Annotated in this window: 22 protein-coding genes; 20 read left to right on the top strand and 2 right to left on the bottom strand. The window is 72.0% G+C overall.

Annotated elements, in window-relative coordinates; all coding sequences use genetic code 11:
* Nucleotides 1-10: 10 nt before the first annotated feature.
* From KPL59_RS36865 to KPL59_RS12305, 11 genes are all read left to right on the top strand, one after another.
* On the top strand, nucleotides 11-1,957 hold the full coding sequence (locus tag KPL59_RS36865) for a transglycosylase family protein (RefSeq protein WP_308187872.1): 1,947 nt from the start codon (nucleotides 11-13) through the stop codon (nucleotides 1,955-1,957).
* Nucleotides 1,954-3,087, top strand: a complete 1,134-nt coding sequence (locus tag KPL59_RS12350) for a hypothetical protein (protein WP_226360893.1) — start codon at nucleotides 1,954-1,956, stop codon at nucleotides 3,085-3,087. The genes KPL59_RS36865 and KPL59_RS12350 overlap by 4 nt, the downstream gene beginning before the upstream one ends.
* A gap of 100 nt (nucleotides 3,088-3,187) precedes the next feature.
* Nucleotides 3,188-3,574, top strand: a complete 387-nt coding sequence (locus KPL59_RS12345; protein WP_226360858.1) for a hypothetical protein — start codon at nucleotides 3,188-3,190, stop codon at nucleotides 3,572-3,574.
* Nucleotides 3,571-4,416: a hypothetical protein gene (locus tag KPL59_RS12340; RefSeq protein ID WP_226360892.1), complete on the top strand. Its 846-nt coding sequence runs from the start codon at nucleotides 3,571-3,573 to the stop codon at nucleotides 4,414-4,416. The genes KPL59_RS12345 and KPL59_RS12340 overlap by 4 nt, the downstream gene beginning before the upstream one ends.
* A gap of 8 nt (nucleotides 4,417-4,424) precedes the next feature.
* Nucleotides 4,425-6,086 carry a hypothetical protein gene (locus KPL59_RS12335; RefSeq protein WP_226360891.1) on the top strand — a complete coding sequence of 554 codons (1,662 nt, stop codon included), beginning with the start codon at nucleotides 4,425-4,427 and terminating at the stop codon, nucleotides 6,084-6,086.
* Entirely contained in the window at nucleotides 6,083-7,615 is a 1,533-nt protein-coding gene (locus tag KPL59_RS12330; RefSeq protein WP_226360890.1) for an SCO6880 family protein, read from the top strand. Before KPL59_RS12335 ends, KPL59_RS12330 begins: the two co-directional genes overlap by 4 nt.
* A gap of 56 nt (nucleotides 7,616-7,671) precedes the next feature.
* Entirely contained in the window at nucleotides 7,672-9,330 is a 1,659-nt protein-coding gene (locus tag KPL59_RS12325) for an ATP-binding protein (protein WP_226360889.1), read from the top strand.
* On the top strand, nucleotides 9,330-10,481 hold the full coding sequence (locus KPL59_RS12320) for a C40 family peptidase (RefSeq protein ID WP_226360888.1): 1,152 nt from the start codon (nucleotides 9,330-9,332) through the stop codon (nucleotides 10,479-10,481). Before KPL59_RS12325 ends, KPL59_RS12320 begins: the two co-directional genes overlap by 1 nt.
* Nucleotides 10,478-11,164: a hypothetical protein gene (locus tag KPL59_RS12315; RefSeq protein WP_226360887.1), complete on the top strand. Its 687-nt coding sequence runs from the start codon at nucleotides 10,478-10,480 to the stop codon at nucleotides 11,162-11,164. The genes KPL59_RS12320 and KPL59_RS12315 overlap by 4 nt, the downstream gene beginning before the upstream one ends.
* 228 nt (nucleotides 11,165-11,392) lie before the next feature.
* Complete coding sequence (locus KPL59_RS12310) at nucleotides 11,393-13,042, top strand: hypothetical protein (protein WP_226360886.1); 1,650 nt, start codon at nucleotides 11,393-11,395, stop codon at nucleotides 13,040-13,042.
* 255 nt (nucleotides 13,043-13,297) lie between these two features.
* The gene (locus KPL59_RS12305) at nucleotides 13,298-13,615 is read left to right on the top strand and encodes a hypothetical protein (protein WP_226360885.1); all 318 of its coding nucleotides are present in this window, start codon (nucleotides 13,298-13,300) and stop codon (nucleotides 13,613-13,615) included.
* A gap of 57 nt (nucleotides 13,616-13,672) precedes the next feature.
* Here the strand turns inward: KPL59_RS12305 and KPL59_RS12300 are convergent, their stop codons facing one another.
* Together KPL59_RS12300 and KPL59_RS12295 are read right to left on the bottom strand one after the other, a co-directional pair.
* Nucleotides 13,673-14,812, bottom strand: a complete 1,140-nt coding sequence (locus KPL59_RS12300; protein ID WP_226360884.1) for a DUF2637 domain-containing protein — start codon at nucleotides 14,810-14,812, stop codon at nucleotides 13,673-13,675.
* Nucleotides 14,813-16,458: 1,646 nt separating this feature from the next.
* Complete coding sequence (locus KPL59_RS12295; RefSeq protein WP_226360883.1) at nucleotides 16,459-17,355, bottom strand: Scr1 family TA system antitoxin-like transcriptional regulator; 897 nt, start codon at nucleotides 17,353-17,355, stop codon at nucleotides 16,459-16,461.
* Between the two features lie 214 nt (nucleotides 17,356-17,569).
* Here KPL59_RS12295 and KPL59_RS12290 point away from each other — a divergent pair, with 214 nt between their 5' ends.
* The 9 genes from KPL59_RS12290 to KPL59_RS12250 all read left to right on the top strand — a co-directional run bounded on the left by KPL59_RS12290 (nucleotide 17,570) and on the right by KPL59_RS12250 (nucleotide 25,384).
* Entirely contained in the window at nucleotides 17,570-17,881 is a 312-nt protein-coding gene (locus KPL59_RS12290; protein ID WP_226360882.1) for a WhiB family transcriptional regulator, read from the top strand.
* Complete coding sequence (locus KPL59_RS12285; protein WP_226360881.1) at nucleotides 17,878-18,273, top strand: hypothetical protein; 396 nt, start codon at nucleotides 17,878-17,880, stop codon at nucleotides 18,271-18,273. The genes KPL59_RS12290 and KPL59_RS12285 overlap by 4 nt, the downstream gene beginning before the upstream one ends.
* A gap of 117 nt (nucleotides 18,274-18,390) precedes the next feature.
* The gene (locus tag KPL59_RS12280; RefSeq protein WP_226360880.1) at nucleotides 18,391-18,819 is read left to right on the top strand and encodes a hypothetical protein; all 429 of its coding nucleotides are present in this window, start codon (nucleotides 18,391-18,393) and stop codon (nucleotides 18,817-18,819) included.
* A 27-nt stretch (nucleotides 18,820-18,846) separates the two neighbouring features.
* On the top strand, nucleotides 18,847-19,293 hold the full coding sequence (locus tag KPL59_RS12275) for a hypothetical protein (RefSeq protein ID WP_226360879.1): 447 nt from the start codon (nucleotides 18,847-18,849) through the stop codon (nucleotides 19,291-19,293).
* Between the two features lie 58 nt (nucleotides 19,294-19,351).
* Nucleotides 19,352-20,362, top strand: a complete 1,011-nt coding sequence (locus KPL59_RS12270) for a hypothetical protein (protein WP_226360878.1) — start codon at nucleotides 19,352-19,354, stop codon at nucleotides 20,360-20,362.
* Nucleotides 20,363-20,402: 40 nt separating this feature from the next.
* Nucleotides 20,403-20,708: a hypothetical protein gene (locus KPL59_RS12265; RefSeq protein ID WP_226360877.1), complete on the top strand. Its 306-nt coding sequence runs from the start codon at nucleotides 20,403-20,405 to the stop codon at nucleotides 20,706-20,708.
* A 120-nt stretch (nucleotides 20,709-20,828) separates the two neighbouring features.
* Complete coding sequence (locus KPL59_RS12260; protein ID WP_226360876.1) at nucleotides 20,829-23,126, top strand: hypothetical protein; 2,298 nt, start codon at nucleotides 20,829-20,831, stop codon at nucleotides 23,124-23,126.
* On the top strand, nucleotides 23,123-23,791 hold the full coding sequence (locus KPL59_RS12255; RefSeq protein WP_226360875.1) for an HNH endonuclease family protein: 669 nt from the start codon (nucleotides 23,123-23,125) through the stop codon (nucleotides 23,789-23,791). The genes KPL59_RS12260 and KPL59_RS12255 overlap by 4 nt, the downstream gene beginning before the upstream one ends.
* A 222-nt stretch (nucleotides 23,792-24,013) precedes the next feature.
* A complete protein-coding gene (locus KPL59_RS12250; RefSeq protein WP_226360874.1) occupies nucleotides 24,014-25,384 on the top strand; it encodes a hypothetical protein in 1,371 nt (456 codons plus the stop codon).
* Nucleotides 25,385-25,424: the final 40 nt, after the last annotated feature.

The raw sequence follows: 25,424 nt of genomic DNA, 5'->3' as shown, positions 1-25,424 counted from the left end.
GCCTGCTCAGGTGCCGACCGTGGGGGTGCGCCGCTCCGCGGTCGCGGTCCTGACCGCGACCGCGCTACTCGGCGGCGGCTACGCCGCCGCGGTCGTCACCGATCCGGAACGGCGGTCGGTGGCGGTGCTCGGACTGACCGCGACCGGCACCTGCGACCAAGCGACGGCGGCACGTCAGCACGCCGCCGCGTCCGCGACCCGTGACCAGGCGCGGGCGCTGCTCACCGACCTCACACTGTCTGACGACCCGGCCGACCACGCTCTGGCCGGACAGATCACCGATCTCGGATTCCGGCCCGCCACCGAGTCGGTCAGGTGGCGCCAGCACGCCGTGGACGTCTCCGACCAGCTCCACCACCTAAACAGCGCCGACCCGCAGCTCAGCGAGGTCGGTGTGCGCCTCGCCGCGGCCGGGCTCGGCCCGACACCGGCCGACCTGATGGCCCCGCCGCCCGCAGCGGACCTCGTCGACGACACCGCCGCCGCCGATGCCGCTCTCAGCGCGCTCGACCAGGCCCGGACCGCGATCACCGCACCAGCCACACCCGCGGCACCGGTGGAGCGGTCGCGGGCTGCGGCGCCGCCGGTCCCGGCAGCCTCACCGCCCACGACAGCACCAGCACCGACGACCAGCGCTGCCCCACGCCCCGACAGCGGCAGCGGCAGCGGTGAGAAGACGGGCGCGCTCACCACCGGTAGCGGCCGGGACGACGACAACCAGGTCACGACCGATCCCGCACCGAGCAGCGCGGCACCGCCCCCAGCGTCCTCGTCGTCGAACCGCGTCGTCACCGACGTGCAGACCAACCAGGGGCGGGCCCCGGCGGCCGAGGACGCTGCGACCGCGCGAGCGGCGATCAGCATGGTCACCGACCTGCTCACCGCGATCCGCGCCGACGGCAGCAGCGACGCCACACAGGTCGGCGTCACCGTCCTCGACGCTCTGGATCGTGATCGTCTCGCCGCGCTGGGCGCCGCACCCGCCGACCTCGACGCCCTCGACCAGCTCCGCACTACTACCGACACCGGCAGCAGCAGCGTCAGCGGCAGCGGCAGCCGAGACGGTGAGAACGAGGTGTCCAGCGCGCAGACCGGCCGGGTCGACGACGGGGCGCCGGGCCCATCCCCGACACCGAACTCGACACCGGACTCGGAGCCGGCGGCAGAGACGTCAGCCGTGTCGGTCGATCCCCGGCCCGGCGCGGCGATCACCCGCACCCAGACCAGCAGAAACGGCACCACCACCAGCACCACCGACGCCGACGGCGGCGCCGGGGACGGGGACGGGGACGGCGTGTCCGGTGGCGCGGCGGTGTCGGCGAGTTCGGGAGCGGTGTCGGCGGGCATCGAGAAGCTGACCGCGCAGGCCCGCGCCGCGGCCGAGGTCGACCCGGTCGCCCAGGACCTCCTCGACGCCCTCGACCGCACCACCACCAGCAACAACACCAGCAGCACCGGCGGCGGCACGAAGGGCAGCACGGACAGCGGTTCGGGCGTCGGCACCGATCCCGACGAGAACGAGCCGGCTGGTGAGCAGGCTGGGAACGAGCCAGCGGCGGCCGCGGTACCGGATGGAGCGGTCGACGAGCGCGGCGCCGCTGCCGGTGAGCAGCCGCGCCGGACTGCACCGAGCACCCCACCGAGCACTGCACCGGGTACCGCGGGACGGGGCGAGCCGCCGCCGAAGGCGACGGACGGAGGTGTGGTAGCCCCGGCGACGGACTCGACCTGGGACAAGCTAGCCGAATGCGAGTCCGGTGGCGACTGGACGACCCGAACCGGTAACGGCTACGCCGGCGGCCTGCAGTTCAGCCCGTCGACCTGGCGGGCGTTCGGCGGCGAAGGCGACGCGCACGAGGCGTCACGGGCCGAGCAGATCGAGGTCGCCCAACGAGTGCAGGCCGTGCAGGGCTGGGCGGCGTGGCCGGCCTGTTCGAAGCGACTCGGGCTCCGATGACCGCCGCCACCAACTCGACCGACGACACCGCCGCGGAAGGTCCCGGCCTGTCCGCGGCCGCGGCCGGTTCGGCGGCGCGGCCGCGGTCGGTCCCGGAACTGTGTCACCTGCTCGGTACCGCCGCCCGCCGCGGCGGCGGCGGTGCGGGCCTGGATGCAACGGATGTGGAGATGATCGTGGACCTGACCGCGGCGGCTGCGGCCCGTACCGCCCGCGCCGGTAGTCCTGCTGACACGCTCGCCCTGGCTGAGCAGATGGGCGCCACGGTCGCCGCAGTGCAGAACCGGGGACGGCAGGTGTGGCCCGACCACGTCGGGGCGGCGGACTGGGCACCGTTCGGCGCGGTCATCCCCGTGCTGGCCGGGTCCCCCGCTGCGGGGGCATCGACGGTCGCCGCAGCGATCACTGACATCGCCCACCAGGACAAACGCTGCTGTCTGCTGGTTGATGCTGATGATCCGGCCCGGTCCGGGCTCGCTCAGGCCGCCGGCGCGGACGGGCCGTGGACCCGCCCGGTCACCGACCAGGTCCAGGTCCGCTACAGCTGGCGCGGGGGCCGCCCCGGCCGCGGTGCGCTGCTCGCCCGACTCGACACCACACTCCCCGGTGTGACACCGGGGATGGTGCCCGCACCGCCGGACTGGCTCCCCGACCCGCCACCGCGACCGCTGCACGTCACCGTCGCCGATCTGGGCAACGGCGGCTGGCGGGCCGCAGCGGCGGTGACCTCCGGCGCCGGAGGCTGGCTGCGCGGCGGGGAGCCGATGCCGCGCCCGGTGCTGGTCGTGCGCGCCACCCGGCCATCGCTACGCGCCGCCGAACAAGTCCTGGCCCGCCACGACACCTGGGTACAAGCCGGTGTCGCGGCACCGGTGGTCGCGCTGGTCGTCAACGGCGCCAAACGCTGGCCGGTCGGGATCGACGGCGCCACCGGGCCACGACTGTCAGCGCTGCTCGACGACGCGGTGTTCATCCCACCGAACGCCGCGGTCGAAGCCGACGGCGTCACCCCCGACCCGCTACCGGACAAAGTCACCGACGCACTCCGACCGCTGCTCGCCTCCTGGGGCGTGATCGACCTACTGGCCGGCTCGGCCGCCGCCCGCGACACCCCAGGACCAGGCCCGTGACCAGCACGCCGCCGTTGACAGCTGGTTCCCGTCGTGTCCGTGTCCGTGTTCGCTGCTCTGAGGAGCGCTCCCCGTGTTGAGAACTATTTCCGATAATGCTGTGTGGTTCAGTGCCGGCCGGTTCAGCGCCGGGTGGTTCGGTGCCGGGCTTCCGGGCCAGCAGCCGCCGCCTGCGCCGCCGCCGGGCGGTCAGGCCGGGCAGGAGCAGGGTTTGCCGCAGTTGCCGACGGTGGTGCCGAAGCCGTTGCCCGGCCGGTTCGGTGACACCACCGAATACCTCGGCGGCGTCATCATGTCCCTGGCGGGCTGGTCGGTGCCGGTCCTGTTCTTCCTGGGTGTGCTCACCATCGGCGCCGGCCGGCTGTGGGGAAACCGGCTCGCGGCGCTGGTCGGCGCCGGGATGCTCGGCACCGCGGTCCTGGCCGGTGTGCTCTGGGCATCCGGCCAAAACCTGATCAAGATGATCGCGACCGGCGAACTCGAATGACCACCACACCACCCGAGCCGTCTTCTTCTCCGCCGCTGGTGCGGGAGCCGAACCGGCGGCGCGGCTACGCGATCGCCGCCGGCGCCGGCGTCCTCGCAACACTGCTGCTCGCCGGCCTGGTCTACACGATCATGGGCTGGGTCGGCGGCCGGGACGAACCCGCGCCAGCGGCAGCACCGGCGGTGGAGGGTCCGGTAGCGCCGGAGTGGGCCTCAGAACAGGAATTGAGCAGCGCTCCGATGCTGCTGTTTCCGAATGCGGTGAGTTTCCCGCATGCATTGACCGCCGAGACGGCGGGGCCGCCGATCACGCTGCCGCCGCCGGGACGCGTGGTCGGGGTGCGGGTGCCGGACAGCTTCCCCGCGACCCCGGAGGGCGCGGTCGCGCAACTGGCAGCGATGACGCAGGCCGGGATGCTCGGCGGCGACCCGGCCGACTACGCCCGCGCGCACGACTCGATGACCGAGGCCACCGACGGGCCACGGGGGGACGGCTCGTTCCTCGCGCACCAGCTGACGAGCTTCCGCAAGAGCGCCGGACTACCGGCCCGCGGGCCGAAGCCCGGGATGTCGATCACCTGGACTCCGGCAGAGGCGCTGGTCAAGGGAACGGTCGGGGACCGGTTCGTCGTGGTCTGTGTGCTGGGGGAGTTCACGTTCGACTTCAAGGGCCAGGTCGTGTCCGGCGGGATGGGCGACTGCCAGGCCATGCGCCGAGTCCAGGCCGCCGACGGCACCGAGCAGTGGCGCATCGCGCGGGCACCACACGCAGCTCAGGCTCCCTCGCCGTGGCCGGGGACCGCTGAGGCCGTCGCCGCTGGATACCGGGCGATCGCTCGATGACCTGGCTGATGCAACCGGGCCCGGACCCTGCGCCGCCTCCGGCACCTGAGCCAGGTTTCTGGGACATCGTCACAAACCCGGGGGACACCTTCGGCCGGGCAGCCACGGAGTACGTCAAGGCCGGTGTCGTCGGTGTCCTGGAGTCGGTGTGGACGGCTGGGTTGGCGATGCTGCGCGACACCCTCGCGCTGATCGATCATCTGACGCGGTTCGATCTGGTTGCGTTGTTCGCTGCGGATCGCGGTCTGGGGCAGGTGTGGCCGGCGTTGTGGTGGCTGGCGATCCTGGTCGCCACGATCGTGTTCTTCTCCCAGATCGTGGCGGTCGTGGTCCGCGGCGGCTGGGGCGCGTCGCGGTTGTTGCTGGGCCCGGTCCATTTCGGGATCGCGTTGGCGTTCGTCTTGTCGTTGTCGGCGGGCCTGGTCGCCGCGGCGGACGGGATCGCCCGCGGCCTGCTCGATCTAGCGTTGGGATCACCGGATTTCGCGCGGGTCCTCGACCCACCCCCGGTCGACCCGGCCGCCCCGGTCGAGGAGCCGGTGACCGGTGTCGGCGCGATCTTCATCGACAACCCGGACCTGGGTGAAGGCCTGACTGAGATGTCGCGGGCGATCATCATGGCGATCGCTGGGGCGCTCGGCGCGGCGGCGTCGGTCGGGTTCGCGTTCGAGATGGTCGTGCGCCAGGCGATCATCGTCATGTTGATCGCGGTGTCCCCGATCGCCGCGGCCGGGTTGTTGTCGGGGGCGACGTCGGCGTGGTGGTGGCGGACCGCGCGGTGGCTGGCTGCGGCGATCCTGCTGGAACCGGCGTTGGCGTTGCTGCTGGTCATCGGTGTCGGGATGCTGGGCAGCGCCTCCGGTGTGTCCGGGTTGTTGGCGGGGGCGGTGACGTTGCTGGCGGCGGTGTTCTGCCCGTGGGCGGCCTACAAACTGCTGGCGTTTGTCGATCCGGCGACCGGTGCGGGGATGGATGTTCGGGCGGTCATGGCGCGGCGCCCGGCCCCGGCGGGGGCGGCCCGCCCCGGTGGTGTCGCAGCCGAGGAAGCGCATACGGCGCGGTTCGCCGAGCACGCCCGCACCCAGGCCGGTGGGCGTGGTGGTGTCGCAGCGGGCGCGGTGCGGGCCGGCCGCGCGGTCGGCGGGGCATTGTCGGCGGGCTATCACGGTGTGGCGGCGGCGGGGGAGTACGCGGCCGGCCGGTTGAACCAGCAGGCCGCTCAGACCGGTGTCGGGCACGGCGGCGGCTTCGTGCTGCGCCACACTCCCAGCGTCCGCCCGTCCCCGGTACCGGCCCGGCCGGCGGCGGCGCCCGATGTCGGCCACGGCGGTGCCCCGCCGCAGGTCACCCCGCCTGCTCCTGCTCCGGCGCCGGAGCTGGGCCGGGCCGCGACACGTGACCAGACCGACCGAATCCCCGCCACCGGCAGCGGCGCTGGTGGCGGCGCTGGTGGCGGCGGTGCGGGTGGCGCTGCGGGTGGTGAGTCTGCGCAGCGGCGGCGTGAGCTGGACCGGCTCGCCCAGCAGCAGGAGCGGGCGCCGCGCCCGGCGCCGGAGACCGACCGGCGCCCACCCAAGCCGCCACCGACCACACCGACACCGCCGTCCACGACACCGCCGACGTCCACGGCACCGCCGCGGCCTCGGCCGGACACCGGGAGCGACCGATGACCACGACCGATCCCGGGCGGATGTATCGGAATCTGCACCACCGCGAAGGCGCCGGATGGCTCGCGGGCCTGTCGACCGGTCAGGCGGTCGTGGTCGGGGCCGCGTGTGTGCCGGTGGTCGTAGCGGTCGGGGCGGGGCGGTGGTCGGCCGCGTTCGGCTGGCTACTGGTCGCGGCCGGTGTGTGGGTGTTGGTGACGGTCCCGATCCGCGGCCGGCCCGCACTGTTCTGGCTGGTTGACCTGTGCATGTTCACAGCAGGAGGAGTTGTCATGGGCTGGGCTGCGTGGCAGTCGAAGGCCGCGGCCGGGCGCGCCGACGACCCGGACGCCCCGGACCTGCCGGGCGTGTTGGCCCGGTTCCGGTTCCACGACGGCCCACCACTGGCCGACCAGCGGCTCTGCCTCATCCAGGACAGCGTCGACGGCCGGTGGGCGATCACCGGGCGGCTCACGCACTCCGGGGTGGCGATGGCGTCGGCGGGCGAGTCCGAGGGCCTGGCCGCGCAGCTCGGGACGATGTTGATCGGCGTCGCGCACCGCGAGGTCATCGACCGAGTGTCGCTGCTGGTGCGCACCGTCCCCGATGACGGCACCGACTATGCGTTGTGGCGCGAACAGCACGAGGTCGACGACGCCCCCGAGCTGACCCGGCAGATCGCCGCGGAGATCGACCGGACCGTCGCCGCCGCGTCCGTGCGGACCGAGCTGTTCGTGACCGTGTGCGGCACCGAGCACTCGCTGCGCCGGGCGGCGAAGGCCGCCGGCGGCGGCGTCCCGGGCCGCGCCTACGCGCTCTACCGCGTGTTGGACGGGGTCGCCGACGCGCTGCGCGGCATCGGGGTCACCGACGTGGCATGGTTGTCCTCCGCCGCGGTCGCTGAAGCCGTACGGACGGGTTTCAACCCAGCCGCGGCGGCGCATCTGCGCCACCAGCACCTCACCCGACCCGACCGGGACACCCGGTTGCCGTGGTCGATGGCGGGGCCGGTCCTCGCCCCCACCCCGGCCGCGCGCTCGTATGCCCACGACGGGTTCGCGACCGTCGCCTACGCCGTGCAGCCACCGGTCGGGGGCACTGACTTCGGCTCCCTCGGGCCCCTGTTGGCAGTGCGCCGTGCTGGGGAGCGGCGGTCGTTGCAGATCCACTACGAGGTCCTCGATCCCTCCCATGCCCGACGGCATGTGTCGCGCACGAGGTTCCGCGACACCCTGGTCGCGGATCTGAAGGCCGCCCGCGGGTTCGGTACGACGGTGGAGGACCAGCAGCGTCACGCCGGTGGGCACGCCCACGAGGCCGCGGTCGCGGCCGGGCACGCCCTGGTCCGTTACACCATCGCCGCCGCGACCACCGTGCCGTCGGACTGGGCGGACTGGGGCATCGAGGACGCCGCAGCCGGGATCGAGAACGACGCCGCCGACCGCTTCGGTCTCCTACGCCTGGAGTTGACCCAGGACGCGGCGTTCGCCGCCGCATGTCTGCCCGTCGGCTACGGACTGCCCGGCCTACCGAACCGCAGGTGGCAACGATGACCATTTCCTCTCGACGGTTCACCCGGCGGTTCGGTAGACGGCGGCGGGGCGTGCCGGTGTCGCGTAGCACCGCCGAGCTGTTGACCGCGTTCACCGACCTCACCGCTGAGCAGCTCACCGTCGCCGCCCCGCCGGAGATCGGCGGCCTGGATGACGGCATCGTCTGGAACCTCGACCCGCGCCGCGGGCACCGCGCCCACGGCCGCGGCTGGGCCCCCGTCGACGCCGCCCGGCGCCTACCGGTGTTCCGGGCCACCACCGACCAGATCGGCGGCCTGTTCCCGCTGTTGGCAGCGCACGGTGTCCCCGCCGTCGGCGCCCGCCTCGGCTACGACGTCTCCACCGGCGGCTCGTTCTACGCCCACCCACCCGAGTGGGTCCTGAGAAAGATCGTCACCAACCCGAACATGATGATCTTCGGTAAGCCCGGGCGGGGGAAGTCGTCCACGGTGTGTGCGTTCTGCCTGCGGATGATGCCGTTCGGCTTCAAAACGCTGATCTCCGGGGACCGCAAAGGCGAGTACACGCCGGTGCTGCGGGCCCTGGGGATCGAGCCGATCGCCCTCGGGCCCGGCTCACCGCGGCGGCTCAACGCCCTGGACCTCGGGCCGCTGCGCACCTACTGGCCGACCTGGCCCCTGGAGCGGCAACGCCGCGAACTCGACGTCATCCTCGGCCGCTGGAACCGCCTGCTGCTGTCCCTGGCTGCGGCGCAGGGCCATCCGCCGTCGGTGACTGATGAGTACGTCCTGCACGCGGTCCTGCGGCGGCTGGTCGGGGCCGACCACAGCAGCGACCAGCTGCGCCCGGTGACGATCCCGCAGGTCACCGGACTGCTCGCCGACCCCGACAACGACCTGTGGGCTCAGACCCGGTTCGCCGACCGCACCGAGTTCACCACCGCCACCCGGGCGCTGACCGACGCGCTGTCGAACCTGGTCACCGGACCGCTGGCCGGGCTGTTCGACGCCGAGACGAACTTCGATTTGGACTGGGACGCCCCCATCCAGTCCATGGACCTCTCACGCCTGGACCCGCTCGGGGACAAAGCCATGAACGTCGCCCTGACGTGTCTCGGGATGTGGTCATCGATGCTCACCTTCCTCCACAACACCACCGACAACACCGCCAACGACGGCGGCGGCGGGGCAGCGGGTGGTGCGCCGCGGATCGTGGTCCGCGACGAGGTCTGGCGCCAAATGGGCCTGGGCCTCCGGGCGGTGCAGGCCATCAACGCCGACCTACGCCTGTCACGGTCCGACCGCACCATCCAACTGTTGATCATGCACCAGCCCTCCGACCTGCACGCCGTCGGCGCCGCCGGATCCCACGAGGCCGCGATCGCCCGGGACTTCCTCGCCCTGTGCTCGACGAAAATCCTCCTCGGCCAATCCGACGCCATCACCGACGACCTCGCCGACCAACTCGGCCTCTCGACCACCGAGCAGGCCGCGATCACCGGATGGGCCATGCAAGCGCAAGGCCGCGCACTGTGGAAACTCGACAACCGACCCGGCATGAAGATCCAGACCGTCCTGTCCGCCACCGAAAAAACGATCTTCGACACCGACGCCGGAATGCGCACAGGGCCTCGCGTCGAGGCCCTGACCAGCACCGATACCACCGGAAGCCCGGACGATGACCTCCCGCGCGCCGACACCGGCGACCCCACCGGGATCGCCGGTGTCAACGACTCGTTGACGGAGGAGTCGTAGTGGGACGGGGCGTGCTGGTCGCGGGCGGGCTCGGGTTGTCGGTGGTGCTGCTGGTGACCGCCGCGATCGGCGGGCTCGCCGTGATCGCTGTGTTGGGGATCGCCGGGGGCCGGTTCGGCTGCGGACCCGACGGTGGGCTCGGCGGCGGGGCGCAGTCCGTGGACGGTGTCGAGTGGACGGGCGAGCAGACCGAGAACGCGGCCACGATCGTCGCCCGCGTCGTGGAACGACAACTACCCAGAAGAGCGGCGGTGATCGCGCTCTCCACCGTCATCGTCGAATCCCGGCTGGTCAACGTCGCCTACGGCGACCGCGACTCCCTCGGCCTCTACCAGCAACGCCCGTCCCAGGGCTGGGGCCCGCCCGCCCGGGTGCTCAACCCGGTCGCGGCCACCGACTCCTTCCTCGACCGCCTCATCGCGCTGCCCGGATGGCACACCATGGCACCGGGGACGGCGGCGCAGGCGGTGCAGCGCTCAGCGTTCCCGGATCGCTACGCGCCTCAGGAGGGCCCGGCCGCAGCGCTGGTCGACCAACTCTGGGTGGGTGCGGACAATCCCGTAGAGCTACCACGCGGCACCGACAGCTCAGTCACCACGAACGCACAACTCGCCGCGAGCGTGTATGCCTGCCCGGACTCCGGCGGCGCCGGAGTGCCGCTGCCGACCGGACCGGTCGACCCGAAGAAACTCCCGGCCGGGTTCACCCCGCCCGCCGACCCGGTCGCGCGGGCGGCGGTCGGCTACGCCCTGGCCCAGCTCGGCAAGCCCTACGTGTGGGGCGGGACCGGCCCGGACGGGTTCGACTGCTCCGGACTCATGCTCGCCTCCTGGGCCGCTGCCGGTGTCGCGCTCCCAGCGGGGACGGTCAGCCAGAAACACGCCGGGACATCGGTCCGCATCCAGGACATCGCGCCCGGCGACCTGGTGTTCATCCCGGGCTCGCTCGGCACAGCCGGGAATCCTCGGCACAACGGCATGTATGTCGGACACGGCCTGGTTGTCAACGCCTACGACACCACCCGCGGCGTCGTCCTACAGCCACTGTCCGACTGGGCGGACAAGGTCACCCACATCCGCCGCGTCCACACACCAGCAATCGCACCGGCGGGCACACCGGCACCGGCTGTTGCGACAGGAGCGGCCTCATGACCCGCCGCCGACGCACCGCCGTCTGCGTGGTCGCGCTCGCCGCCACGCTGGGCCTCAGCACGGGTGAGGCCGCCGCCGCAGCCACGGTAATGAGAACGAAGTCCGCAGCCGCCGCAGCGGCCCCACCCGAGCACCGTAACGCCGACCAGGACGAGGCCCGGAACGAGGGCGGTTCACCGGTCGGGCGGTGGGAGACCCAGCAGCGACCGCAGCTCCTGCAGGCGTTCCGCGAACACGTCTACGGCCGCCCGCTGCCCCACCCGGACGCGGTCACCTACGACGTCACCGACCTCGGCGCTACCGGTGACGGGGCGGCCGGGCAGAAGGTCGTCATCGCCGTGACCGGCCCGGCCGGGACCGCCCGGTTCACCCTGCGCCTGTTCACACCGGCTGGGCGAGAGGTCCGCGGGACGTTCCTGCTCATCGACCACCGCTCCGCGGTAGACGACACCGGCTCCACCAGCGACTACGCCCCGATCTCCCAGATCGTCGGCGCCGGCTACGCCCTGGCCGCCCTCGACGCAGGCGAGGTCGCCCCGGACGACCCCGGCCGGTTCCGTGACGGTGTCATCGGCGCCTTCCACCACCCAGACGCCGAGCTGCCCGACAACGCGGGCCGGACGATCGCGGCGTGGGCGTGGGCCGCGTCCCGAGCGCTGGACTACCTGCTTCCTGTTCATTGATCATTGTTGATCAATGAACAGGAAGCAGCAGGCGCTCTACCTGGGCAGTGGGGCGGCGGCGTAGCTAATGGACCGGAACGATCCCGGAGCAGACGGGGCGGCCGGTGTCGATGAGCGCCGACTCCGCTACGTTCTGCACAGAAGAAAGGACTGCGGCGCCCCATCCTCGCAAAGTTTGTGGGCGCCGCAGTCACAGTGCACTTCTCAATGCAAGGGAGCACTCTAGCCATGTCCTCTCGACCCGTCGAGCAGCACCTCGACCTCGACCTCGACCTCGACCTCGACCAGCGGTACTCGTCGGTAGGTGCTTCGTCTTCTGCTGCTGGCCTGCGTGATCGCGGTGGCGCACGGGCGGCGGTGGCGGCTCGCGCCCTGTCGATGCCCGGGTCTCGGCGCGAGCGGGACGTGGGGGATGAGTACCTGCCAGGTCGGAAGTTCCCGTACACGACGGTCGGGGACTGGGTGGCCCTGTCCGGGGTGTCACCGCGGGCGATCCAGGCCTATGTGCTGCTCCGGTCGTTCGTGAACACCCAGCGCGGTGATGAACGGGCCTGGCCGGGGCAGCGGCTCCTCGCCCGCGGCCTCGGGGTGTCCAAGGCCCACACCGTGGGTGCGGCGATCGCCGAGCTCGTCAAGATCGGCGCGGTCGATGTCGAGACCGTCGCGACCGCGACCGGGCGCCGCAACATCTACACCGTCCACGAGGCCCCACCGCCCGGCTACACCGGTCTGGCCAGCACCCAGGAACTCGCCGCGCTCGTCGCCGCCGAGGACGCCGAAGCCACCGCGAAGGCCCTCGCCGCACGGCCCGCCGGACCCCCGCCCCCGGCGGCCGAGACCGCCCGCTCCTGCCCCGCCACCAACCGCGGCGCGACGCGGGCGCGCCGCACCACCACCACCACCACCGCCGCCGCCGTAAGCCACGGCACGACCCGATCCGGTCAAGAACCCGCAGGTCGCAGGGGGTATGCCGCAAAATCGGCAGATCCCCCAAACGGGGGACACGACGAGTCGTTAGCATTGGGGGGATATGCCGATTTTGCGGCAGATGGGTCTGCCGAAAAACCGGCACAGAACGACCCGAAGTTGAACGACCCGAAGGGGGGAGGGCGCGAGCGTGCACGAACCGCTCGGCCGCCGAGGTCTCCGGGCCCGGCCACGCCCCCCCAGAGCCCTGCACTCGAGCCAGGACCCGCACCCACGGCGGAGACGGCCGTGGCGCAGTCCCCGATCGCGACCCCGGCAGCAGACGGCGCTGAGGCGGCGCTGGTGAGCGAGCTGGGAGCGGTGACCGCGGCACTGGCCCAGGTCGCCGCGCAGCTCTCCACCACCCTGGCCGCGCACCCGACCGCCGCACCGCTCCCGGCCACGGCTCCGCCCGGCGACGCGCTACCCGCGATCGCTGATGCACCTGACCCGGCCCGGCCCGACACCTGGAAGTGCCACCGGCACCTCGCCACCCCGGACCCCCAGGATCGGCCCTGTGGCGGCTGCGGAGCGGTCCGCCGCCACCACGAGGCACTCCGAGACCTCCAGGTCTCCGAAGCCGCTCAGAAGCGCTCTGAGACCGCGCGACACGCACGCCGGCAGATCGCCGACTGCTCCGAATGCGACGAGTACGGCTACGTCCTCGACCCGACCGACCCCGCCGGCGGCTCCTACGACCCACCGCTGCGCTGCCACCACGACCGCCCCGCCACCGACCGCATCACCGAAGACGAACACCGCCGGGCCACCCAGGCCGCCGCCGCGCAGCCCTACCAGCGCTCGGCCGCCACCCGCGCCCTGATCGAGTCCACCCGCGCCCACCTCCTGAACCGCCCCAGCACCCCGGCCACGACCGGCCGGCGGCGACTCAACCCGAAAGCATGGCGATAACCAGACAAACCAGACACAACCGGACAGATTCGACATCCGCCAGCGGGCGGTGCCCGGTGCACCGAAGACGCTGCCGAGCCGAAAACGGTGTCGAAAACGGTGCTGCCGCGTCGCTTCCGGTCCTCACCCGCCGAGGGCGGGCTGCGGTCCGGATCGACTTGCCCACGAACCCAGCCGCCGCCGGCCAGAGCAGCAACGCCGCAGCACCCGGGACCTGCTCACACGACCACGTCACCTGTCGCGCACAGTGCACACATGAACACACCATGCAACGATCCCCGTGGCGATCGGCTGCCCTGGCCGACCTGGATGTCCGGACCCGACCGCGTCGCCGCTGAAGCCGCGGCCACCGCCGACACGGTGGTGTTCAACCGTGCTGCCCTGTATGACGACCTGACCCACGACCACCGTGCCCGGCCTCGTGCCGCAGCTCAGCCGCCCACGAGGACCGCCACGTCATCGGCTGCCACGTCATCCACGGCCCGGCCGGACACCGGGCCGTGGCTCACACTCATGGTCCTCGGCCTGGTCATCGTCGCCGCGATGCTCACCATCACCGTGATCTGGAACTGAAGGTCTCCGCTACGCCGGGCCCGCCACCGGGCTGCTGCCCGCTCCTCGACGGCGCGGTCAGGCCGGGACCATCCGCGCGTCCACCCGACCAGACCGAGCAGCCGCACCGCCGGATGCGCCGGCGCGCGGCGCGGGGAGGCCGTGTTCAGCGGGCGGGAGCATTCCGCGGTCGCGCAGGCTGCGCTTGGCCTTCGCAGCGGTCCGGTTCCCGCCGATCATCCGGTCGACCTCCGACAACGACAGGTCCTCCCCACGCGTCCAGGCCGCAACGAACAACGCCTCGGCCTTGGCCTGCTTCGTCTCACCCGCCGCAATCTCGACACCAACACCAGTCCGCTGGCCCACACCCACACCCACGCCCACGCCCACGCCGTCGCCGCAGCCATCGGTCTCGGCGGAGCCGGCTCGCCGCACCGGGACCGGTGTCACCACAGGCAACGGGGCCGTGTCGCCCTGGCCGCCGGCGCTCGGGTCGTCATCGGCCGGATCCACCGGCTGCACCGGCAGCGCCGCCGCCGCCGAGGCCTGGGAGCCCTCAGCACGCTCCCCGCCCGACGCAGCGACTGCGCCGTCGCCGTCGGGCGAGGCGTGGCCGGCGCGGCCGCTCGGAGCTGTCCACCGAGGCGCGGCAGCAGCGACGGTCCGCGTCGCCGCACGGGCCGCCGCACGGGTGGGCCGCAGCACGATCGCGATCAATTCCAGACTGATCGCGAACGCCACCGGCGGGAACAACGCCACCATCCACGCCGCCACCGACGCCAAATGCGATCCGGTACGCGCCCATTCGCTCTCCGGGACGACAGACGCGGCGTTCGCCAGCAACGTCACGAACATCCCGAACGCGAATGCCGCCCACGGCCCGAACCCAACCCGCTCACCCCGTGTCCGCCGCGACCACACCACCACCAACGCCGCCGCCAGCAGCCCGTCCACCGACAACGGCAGCCAATACGCCAACGCCGACCCCGGATTGAACCGGGCCGCGACCTCCTGCAAATGCCAATACGACGCCACCGCCGCCGGAAGACCCACAGAACCCACCACAAGCACCGCAAGAACACGCGGCCACACCGACGCCCACAAACCCGGGCGAACACGACCCGACTGCGGTGGGCTTTCCTCCGAGATCGGCTGCTGATCCCGCCGCGCCCACCGCTCACCGACAGAGCTCTCGCCACCCTCGCCGATTCCGCTCATGGGCCTGAGTTCATGAACAGTCATGACCGATCCCTCGTCTCTGCCGCGCCAGTGGTGGCACACACGACATTACACGACCCCGCCGCCCATGAATTCACTGGCGGCCGCGAGGCAAAGAACAGAGCAGCCAGAGACAAGTAAACCCAGACCCAAGCTCGGGAAGCTCGATAACCGACGCGAAGAAGAGCGACCGTCCAGTCTGCCGCGCGCCCGGCCCGCGCCGAGGGGGTGCGCCGAGGGGGTGCGCCGAGGGGGTGCGCCGAGGGGGTGCGCCGAGGGGGTGCGCCGAGGGGGTGCGCCGAGGGGGTGCGCCGAGGGGGTGCGCCGAGGGGGTGCGCCGAGGGGGTGCGCCGAGGGGGTGCGCCGAGGGGGTGCGCCGAGGGGGTGCGCCGAGGGGGTGCGCCGAGGGGGTGCGCCGAGGGGGTGCGCCGAGGGGGTGCGCCGAGGGGGTGCGCCGAGGGGGTGCGCCGAGGGGGTGCGCCGAGGGGGTGCGCCGAGGGGGTGCGCCGAGGGGGTGCGCCGAGGGGGTGCGCCGAGGGGGTGCGCCGAGGGGGTGCGCCGAGGGGGTGCGCCGAGGGGGTGCGCCGAGGGGGTGCGCCGAGGGGGTGCGCCGAGGGGGTGCGCCGAGGGGGTGCGCCGAGGGGGTGCGCCGAGGGGGTGCGCCGAGGGGGTGCGCCGAGGGGGTGCGCCGAGGGGGTGCGCCGAGGGGGTGCGCCGAGGGGGTGCGCCGAGGGGGTGCGCCGAGGGGGTGCGCCGAGGGGGTGCGCCGAGGGGGTGCGCCGAGGGGGTGCGCCGAGGGGGTGCGCCGAGGGGGTGCGCCGAGGGGGTGCGCCGAGGGGGTGCGCCGAGGGGGTGCGCCGAGGGGGTGCGCCGAGGGGGTGCGCCGAGGGGGTGCGCCGAGGGGGTGCGCCGAGGGGGTGCGCCGAGGGGGTGCGCCGAGGGGGTGCGCCGAGGGGGTGCGCCGAGGGGGTGCGCCGAGGGGGTGCGCCGAGGGGGTGCGCCGAGGGGGTGCGCCGAGGGGGTGCGCCGAGGGGGTGCGCCGAGGGGGTGCGCCGAGGGGGTGCGCCGAGGGGGTGCGCCGAGGGGGTGCGCCGAGGGGGTGCGCCGAGGGGGTGCGCCGAGGGGGTGCGCCGAGGGGGTGCGCCGAGGGGGTGCGCCGAGGGGGTGCGCCGAGGGGGTGCGCCGAGGGGGTGCGCCGAGGGGGTGCGCCGAGGGGGTGCGCCGAGGGGGTGCGCCGAGGGGGTGCGCCGAGGGGGTGCGCCGAGGGGGTGCGCCGAGGGGGTGCGCCGAGGGGGTGCGCCGAGGGGGTGCGCCGAGGGGGTGCGCCGAGGGGGTGCGCCGAGGGGGTGCGCCGAGGGGGTGCGCCGAGGGGGTGCGCCGAGGGGGTGCGCCGAGGGGGTGCGCCGTCAAGACATGGACTTGCGGACTGGTCATCGCCCAGCCGACGAGCGACCTGGAAGCGCCGGCCCGAGAAGACGCTCCGCTCGCCTGCGTCACGCTCTGTGCTTGTCCAGCAAGTAGACAAACCACTGGACAAAGACTGGACAAGCAGCTGGACTTCGCCGTCCTACGCGCGTGCGTGCACGCACGCGCGTAGGACGCACACTAGCACGCCCGCTCCGTTGTCCAGCCGGACAACTGGACAATCACGCACCGTCACGTTCACCGTCGGCGTCGCTGGCACCGGACCTGCCGCTGCCCATCTCTCGAGCGAGGCCCTCGACGAACTCGATCGCCTGGTCACCACGCCAGCTGTGGCGCTGGTAGACGCGGAACTGATCGATGTGTCGTTGAGCTTCCTCAGGGCCACTCTCGGGTCGCTCTTTGAGCTCCGTATGCACGACTACGTCCTCCATCCCACTCCGAGGAGCAAGGTGGATCGCAACGCTGGGCGCATGGTCAATGGGGATCGGCCCACTGCTCGGATAAACGCCGAGGGTGAGTCGATCTCGCTTGGCGAGAGAGCCGATCCAGCTCAGCTGATCCACAAGAACGTTCTGATTTCCAGAAAGGCTCCTCAGGCCCTGTTCTGTCAATATTACTTCCAGTCGCGATGGCAGCTCGTGAATGACTCGCTGACGGGAAATCTTTGCGAACATGTGGGCCGCAGCGCTCTGTTTGGAGTACTGCGACTCAGTCCGCGTGCCCTGGAGCATGTAGGAGGATGACTGGAGTAGGTCAGGAATCCCAGTGCGGTGCCATACGAGGATCCTTTGAGCCTCAGCTTCTAGGGTGGAGAGGTCTCCTTGGCGGGCGCCCCAGCCGCTAAGTAACGCTCCGCGCCATGATATCTGTAGAGAGTCAGACTTGCGGACTAAATTAGCAATCTCTGCGCACTCCTCAGGAGAGGCGTTAGTTTCCCTTGCCCACCTCTGTGCTTCGCGGTCAGATATTTTTGTTTGACCCGATTCGATTCGACTTATTCGCGATTGATCGCATCCGAAAATTGCAGCGAGAGCCCGTCCTGAAAGATTTGCAGACAGGCGAAGTTTCTGAAGTATTTCGCCGAGGTGGCGCTGAACATCAGCTCGGTCACTAGCCAAAGGGGGTCGCCTCCTCGATTGTCGGGACGAGCAGCTGCGAGTCAGGGACGGGGTCGGTGCTCACCTCTTGACGCCCGACCGCTGCCGACGCATACTCTGATGCGGAACATCAGTATGTGCCGCGATAGATGTGGCGCTGGTGGTCGGGCCTCGACGGGATGTCCCCCCGTCGAGGCCCTTGCGGGCCACCCCGGAGTGCTAGGAGGCGGCCCACGTGGTCGAGCGTAGTCCTGTCTTTGCCGACGATCCGGGACCTGTAATCCCGGTCCCAGTCGAGTTGTCGTCCCATCCGGGTCGGCACTGTCTGGGCGCCGATACCGAGGTGTTCTTTCCTGTCTCTGAGCTGGGTGTGTTGCAGGCCCGGCTGGTGTGCACCGGCTGCCCGGTCCGTGTGGCGTGTCGGGAGTGGGCGACGGCGACGGGCCAGCACGGTGTCTGGGGCGGCACTACTCGCGAGGAGCGCGCCGCTCAGCGCGATGCAGAGGTGTCTGCGGTCGATCCGGTTCGGCCGGTGATCGCGGCATGAACACCGTGGTCGAGAGGCAGCCGTCTGCGGCGGAGGATGTGAAGGCGCGCAGTGCGTACGCAGCTTTACGCAGGATCGCGGCGCAGCGCCGGATCTTCGCGACTGCCTATGGGCGGGCTCGGACTCCGGGGGCTCGGGCGGCTGCCGCGCTCACCGCTGTCCGCGCGGCGATCCCGGCGATGACCAGCATCCGCACGACGCTGTCCCCGGAGGTCGATCGCCGTCTGGACCGGATCGCCGATGACCTCGCCGATCTGTTCGTTGAGCTCCACGATGCCCAGGAAGTCGCCGCTCACAAGGCGGTGCGGGCGAAGGAGCGTCAGGTCGAACGGGCGCAGGCCCGCGCCGCCCAGCGCCAGGCCGCCGCTCCTACGGCTGGCGGTGCCCGGTGATGCAGGTGCGGGCGCGTTGTGTGGTGTGTCGTCGGTCGATCGAGATGCCACGGGATGGTGGTGTGCCGCCGCGGACCTGTAGCCGTTGTCATCGTCGGAAGGTGGGAGGTGGTCGTCGTGCCGCAGCCCGCATCTGACCAGCAACAGGACGAGACCGCTCCGGAACGGCCGGGCCTCTACATCGTCGACCGGGATGCCGAGTCGACCAAGAGCGGCGAGGCCCAGGCCGATGTTCCGGTGGAGCCGGTGCTGGTGCCGTTGGCGCCGTGGGATCAGCGCATCGCCCAGGTCATCAGCGACGTCGTCGAGGCGCGGCCGCGGTGGAACGAGGCACCGCCCTCGTACGCCCAGACCTGGGCGTACTCGCGGTCCGGGGACTGGACCACCAGCACCAATCCCCTGGTGAGAGGCGCGCACTCGGCGCTGACTCTGGCCGCCCTGGTCGTGGTGTTCCCGCTGGATTGGGTGGCGAACGTGATCCGGGACAAGCCGTCCGGCTTCGTGATCACCGTCGTGGTCCTCGTCCTGCTCGCTCTTGCCTGGTGAAGGAGGCGATTCATCGTGTCGTGGTCGATGTTCATTCCAAGCTCGATGCCCGCGCTCGGCGCCCTGGCGCTGGTCCTGGCGATCGTCCTCGTGTACCTGGACGTGCCCGGCAAAGGCGTGGACTGGGAGAAGGTCGCCGCCGTCCTTGCCGTGGTCGGCGGGTTCGGCGTCGGCGGCGCCTCCGCCGGCTGGTTCGGCGGGCTGTTCACCGCCCTGTCCGGTGGCGCGCTGACCGGGGCCGGGCAGGCCACCGCGCAGCTGGTCGGGGTGTCGGCGGTGGGTGCGGTCGCCGCTGGTGCGGGCCTGTGGGCCTACAGCCGCCTGCGCGGGTCGGGGATTACGGCGGCGACGCGGACGAAGTCGTTGCTGGTCGTCGCCGCCCTCGCCCTGGTCGGCACCGTCCTGGCCGGTGTGCCGCGCCTCTACCGCGCGGCGGACACCTTCATCGCCGCCCTCGCCGCATCCCTCACCTGATGACACCGCCAGTTCTAGCCACAAGCCGATACGACGCTAGAGAAGGAGGGAGTGGCTGGTGGAGGCGTTCTTTTTGACGTGTGTGGTGGTGGCGTTCTTCGTGACGAAGGGCCGGACCGATACCGCCGCTTACAGCAACGGCAAGGAACCACCCGGCCTGGCCCGGGCCCGGATGCGCCACGAAGCCGGGGGCGGGGCGCGCACCGCGTCGGGGCGTCCGACCGGGCGCGGCGCGTTCGGTCTGCTCGTGGCGTCGCGGTGGGCGAACGCCTGCCGGGCCGCGCAGCACCGCGGCGAGCACCGCGCGGCGCGGCGGCGGGCGTGGTTTGACGAGACCGCGCCATCTCGGGATGAGCGGTGGCGTGCGGTCCAGCAGCGTCGTATGGAGCGGGCGGATCGGGCGCGGGCCCGCTGGGCGCAGGCCCGCGGCCTGCACCCCACCAGTGCCAGTGGTGTCGCGGGCGGTGCCAGCGGGAGCGGCCCCGGCTGCGGGGCCGGGCCTGCGGGCGCCCCGTCCCCGCAGCCGTGGGGCCGCCGCCACGCACGGCCGACGGCCGACGCGGCGGGAGCCGCCGGCACGACCGCGACCGACGATCCCGGCCTGCCCACCCCGGACAGCGCTGACAGCTCTGACAGCGCCGACGGCGTGGGTGTCGAGGTGCGTGGCGCTGATCCCGAGCTGGGGACCGGCTCGGCGCCGGCTTCTCCGACCGGTACGTCCCCGGCGGCAGACCTGCCGCCGGACACCACCACCCCGAACGCGAGCACGGGCACTTCTTCTTCTTCTTCTGGAGGCGATGGGATGTATGAGGCAGCGGTAGCACGGTTGATCGCGGCAGCGGATGCGTGTGGCGTCTACCAGACGCAGCTGGCGGCGTTCACCGATCGGCTGGCCGGGGACGGCTGGGGCGACCAGGTCACCGGCCCACTGGGCGACTCGCTGTCCGGTTTGAACGCCGCCGAAGGCCTGTACCGCGGGCTGGCCGAGCAGATGCGCGCCCAGGGCGATCGCGGCCGGGACGCCTACGACCAAGCCCCGTACGTGCCCGGCCCGCACGCCGTCCTCTAAATCGGCACCTGACCAGCACACACACAGAAACAGAGTGGAGATGGCGGAGATGGCGGCATTGGATGGGGACGGGAACTACGAGTTCCTCTCAGCGGCGTTGCGGGACGCGGCGTCGGATTTGGAACAGCTGCTCGGCACCCATCGGGGCCTGGTCAATGAGTTTGAAGGTCATGGCTGGACCGGGATGGACGGCCTTGACGGCGCGGGGACGCATGTCGGGGCGGTGGTCGACAACCTGACTCTTGCCGCGGAGCGGATCGGTGTGGGCGGGCAGATCGTGCGGGACGCCCTCACCTCCAATCACATGATCACCCGGGCGTCGAAGGCGTCCCTGGGACACGGCTGAGTAGCTGGTGGGTTCGGAGTCCCGCCCACACCACTCGTGGTGTGGGCGGGAGCTCCGGCCCCATCAGCGACTCCATCAGCACGGTTCTGACCAGCAGAAAAACAGAAAGGGAGGCCGGTCATGACCCGGTCGACGAAGCCCACGCAGACGATCACGCGGAAGACGCGGTTCGCCCATGCTGCTCGGGTCGCCGCGCAGCGGGCTGAGGCGCGTGCGCAGGCCCGGGAGACCGGCCGCGACGGTGGTGTCGAGGACACGACGTCAGCACCGGGTGCGGGTGCGGCGGCTGTGTTCTGGTCCCGGGTGGCGAGCACGGTCGTCCCGGCAGGTGTCGACACGGCCGACGACGCGGCTGGTGGTGACGACCGCGCGGAGAACGCGCGTCGAGTCCTGGTCTGCGACCGCAACCGGCGCAGACGGTGGCCGTGGGTCCCGGCCGCGGTCGGTGGTGCGGCTGGGATGGGCGGGCACTGGCTCGGCTCGGCCGCGGCAGCGGTGGCCGATGTTGGGCCGGCCGTGCTGGCCGGACCGGCGGCGGTGGTGCCGGTTGCCGGTGCGGTGGTGGTCGCGGCTCGTTACCGGTCGGTGTTGAGCCGAGTGGTGCTGGGCCGGTGGTGGCCCGAGCTGGCCGCCGGTGGCGCGGGCGCGTCAGCGCTGGCCTATCAGCTGGCGGTGGCGGGGCCGTCGCCGTTGCTGGGTGCTGCGGCGGTGCTCGGGACGACGGCGGTGGGTGCCCGGTGGTGGCGGGCGCATCCGCTCGGGCCGAGGACGGCGGCGTTGACGGCGCCGGTGCTGCCGCCGCCGGCGCCGCGGGACCCGGACCTGGATTCGTTGTGCCGGGCGTGGGCGGAGACCAACGGCTCCAAGGACGGGAAGGTGGCGGGTTCGCGGTTGACCGGCCGCGCCGACGACGCGCACACGACCACGTTCGATGTGGTGCTGCGGCCGGGCGCGCACACCGTGGATGACCTGGTCACTCATCGGGTGCGGCTGGCTGGTGGGCTCGGGGTCGACGCCGACCGGGTCCTGTTCGCCCCGGGCCGTCGCGGGCAGGGCGCGAACCGGGCGAGGTTGACGATCATCCACACCGACCCGGTCGCCGACACCCGGCTCTTCACCGCGCCCCGTGTCGACGACGGCGTCATCACCGGTGTCGGGCGGTCGATCGACGGCTCCGGTGAGGTGGATGTGCTGATGTGGGATGACGGGGGGACGGTCCCGACCGCGGTCGTCGGGTCGACCGGGGGCGGGAAGTCCGGGGCGACGAACATCCTGACCACCGCGGCGTTGTCGACCGGTGTGCTGAACCTGCTCTATGCCGATCCGAAAGGGAACTCCTCGACTGCTCTCGCGGCGCGGGCGCGGGTCGCGGTGATCGGGAAGCAGAACGTGCTGGCGCTGCCGCGGCTGGTGACTGCGATCCTGGCCGCGCGCGCCCGGATCGCCGCCGAGGCCGGCTCGGACCTGATCTTCCCCAGCCAGCAGGTGCCTGGGTGGATGTTCCTGCACGACGAGTACTCCTTCGTCGCGCACGATCCGAAGGTCGCCGCGTTGTGGACCGAGACGGTCAACACGGTGCGTGCGCTGGGGATCTGGTTGGTCGGGTTGAACCAGTCCCAAGGCCAGGGCGCGTGGGGCGGGGACCACGCCCGCTCGGCGTTCGCCTCGCAGGTGGTCGCGTTCCGGACGAATTCGAAGTCGTCCTCGGATCTGGTGCCCGGGTTGTTGTTCGATCCGGCGGAGTTGCCGCTCAATGATGGGCGGCCGCGGCGGCCGGTGCCGGGGATGGCGGTGCACGCCCATCTCGATGCGCCGGTGCGCTGGGACTGGCTGCCCAGCGATGCCGACGCGGCCCGGATGGTCAGCAAGGGCCTGACGGCGCCGGCGTTGACCGCGTCGGCGGCGTTCGACCGGTTCTTCGCCCAGCCGGAGTTGCATCCGCTCGACGCGGCGGCGGTCACCAGCGTGCTCGGCCCGCCCGTTCACGGCCGGTGGCAGGTCGGTGGCCTGGGCGCCACCCACACTCTCAGCGACGACAACGCCTCCGGCGGAGCCGCCGTCGTCATCCCGGCTGGTCAGGGGGCCCGGCGAGCCCCCTGGGGGAGCCGCGCCGGCGGCGCCGGCGGCGAGGCTGCCGCCCCGGTGGAGCCAGCGGGGGTGGTGTTGTCCCCGGTGCAGGCCGAGGTCCTGGCCCTGATCGCGGCCGGGACGGCGACGACCGGGAACCTCGTCGACGCTGTGACCGCGTCGAAGGCCGCCGTCCATGACGCCCTGGACACGTTGATCGGTTACGGCCGGATCACCCGGGTGGCGCGGGGCCGCTACGAAGCCGTCGGCAACGAACCGCGCTCCCAGAGCGGACATCTCGCCCATCCGGTGTCGAACGTGACAGACGGTACGGAAGGATCGCAGCGGTGACCCGGACCTGGACCGTGCTGTTCACAGTGCTCGCAGCGGCGGTGTTCGTGCTGGTCGAGATCTGGGCCTTCCGCGAGGAGACCGACACCGCAGCCGCCGACACCGGGCCGTCGTCGACGGCATCCACCTCGGTGCCGGAGATGGTGACCGCGGCCGGCCCGGTCGACCTGTCGGCGATCCGGATCGCCCCGGACCGGCACGGCCGCGACTACCGCCGCGAAGCGTTCGGACCCGGATGGGCCCCCGCACTCGGGTCGGGCTGCGATGTCCGCGACGCGGTGCTGGCCCGCGACCTGACCGACACCACGGTGGCCCGAGGCTGTGACGTGACCGCCGGGACGCTGCGGGATCCCTACAGCGGGCAGACGGTCACCGGGCCGAGCCGGGAGGTCGACATCGACCACGTCGTTCCGCTGGCCCTGGCGCATCGCACCGGTGCGCACGCCTGGACCGACCAGCAGCGGGATGCGTTCGCGAACGATCCGGACAACCTGCGCGCTACCACCGCGGCGGTCAACCGAGCAAAGTCCGACCACGGCCCGGAGCGCTGGATGCCGCAGGTCGACGCGTGTGCCTACGCCCACGACTTCGCCCGGATCGTCACCCGCTACCAGCTGACGGTCACCGCGGCGCGGGCGGCGTCGTTGCAGCGGGCCTGCACGTGATCGCCGTCGGTGGTGTCTGCCGATGGTGTCGGTGACCGTCTCGACTACGGTCTGTCCCCACAGACGACAAACGGCCCCCCCTGGCAAGGAAAAGGGCCGCAAGTCGTTCCAACTACAGCCGTGAAGGCTGAGCAAGGGAGAAGTGTAATCATGCACGGCCACCCCGGCCACCCCGGCCACCCCGGCTGCGAGTCGTCTGCGCCTGCTGACCTGGGCGTTGACGTGGATGAGCGGTTCGTTTCGGTTGCCGGGGATTCCCCGGTGGATGCGGCGGTGCCGTTCTGGGTGACCGCGTGTCTGCGCCTGGCGCCGCCGCAGCGCCGCGACGGTCGTGTGATGTCCGCGGCCGCGGACAAGGTGCTGACCGCGGCGCAGGTGTTGTTGGCGGATCGGGTCCGCTCGGCGGATCCGGAGCGGGTCGTGTTGGATCGGGCGAAGCTGGCGCGCTGGTGCGGCTATGAGTCGGCGAACAAGGCCGGCTGGCTGCTCGACTATCTCTCGTCGATCGGGTTCCTGCGGATCGACCGGCACTACGTGTCCGGCCGCCGTGGGCGTTCGGTGGACACCTTCACGGTCTTCTCCCGACCGCCGGTCGGGTATGTCGGGCCGCGGACCTACGCCGAACTCGACCGGGCCCTGTCCGACCCGACGACACCAGCTCGCTTATTCGTCGCATCGCCCCGCCCGCGGCCTTCCGGCCCGGTCGCCCACATGGGCATGAAGACCGGTGTTTCCGCAGGTCAGGGTCTTGATGCCCATGTGGGCACGAAGACCGGCGGTCTAGGTGCCCATGTGGGCATGAAGACCGGTGTTTCCGCAGGTCAGGGTCTTGATGCCCATGTGGGCACGAAGACCGGCGGTCTAGGTGCCCATGTGGGCATGAAGACCGGTGTTTCCGCAGGTCAGGGTCTTGATGCCCATGTGGGCATGTTCTCTAGATCGATCGACTCCTCTCCGAGGAGTCGGAGAGGAGAGGAGTCGATCGAGCCCGTGCCGGGCGGGTCGGCTGCGCCGCCCGCCACGGGCCACGACGACGCGGCGGCCGCTGACGCGGCCCCGGACGAGGTTGCGGCTTTGGTGGCGCGGTTGCCGTGGGTGGAGTGGGCTCGGTCGTCGAAGCGTGCTTCGTCGTCGTGGCGGCCGACGGTTGAGGACCTGGCTCAGGTGCAGTCGGCGATCCGGTCTGGTCTGGACGCGGGGATCTCCCTCGTAGAGGCGGCTGAGATCGCGTGTGCGGCGATGAGAGACGCCACGGGTACTCAGCCGGTCACGTATGTGTCTCAGGCGTTCACGCGGCATCTGAGCCGGTGGTTGCGGGTCATTCAGGTCGCGCCGCTGGACGAGAACCCGTTGCCGTTGCACGGCGCGGGGATCCCGGCTCCGCCCGATCCGGCGCCGCGCCGAGACTCGGCGCGGTCGGTCGCGGTGGAGTGCCCGGGCGGAGAGGCGCCGGTGTCGAGGTCGGCGTGTGCGCGGTGCGGCGCGGGCGAGGGGGACGGTCCTGGTCTGCGGTTCTGGTGTGATGACGACGGCCAGATGAGGGCGTGCGAGTGCCGTCCCGCAGCGGTGGCGGCCGGAGTGGTGTCGTGCTGACCGGCGGGTCGGCGGCGGAGCTGTCGGTGTCGACGGTGCC

This window comes from Pseudonocardia sp. ICBG1142 (genome assembly GCF_020496255.1).
Classification (GTDB): Bacteria; Actinomycetota; Actinomycetes; order Mycobacteriales; family Pseudonocardiaceae; genus Pseudonocardia.
This window is presented reverse-complemented; position numbering and strand designations above follow the sequence as displayed.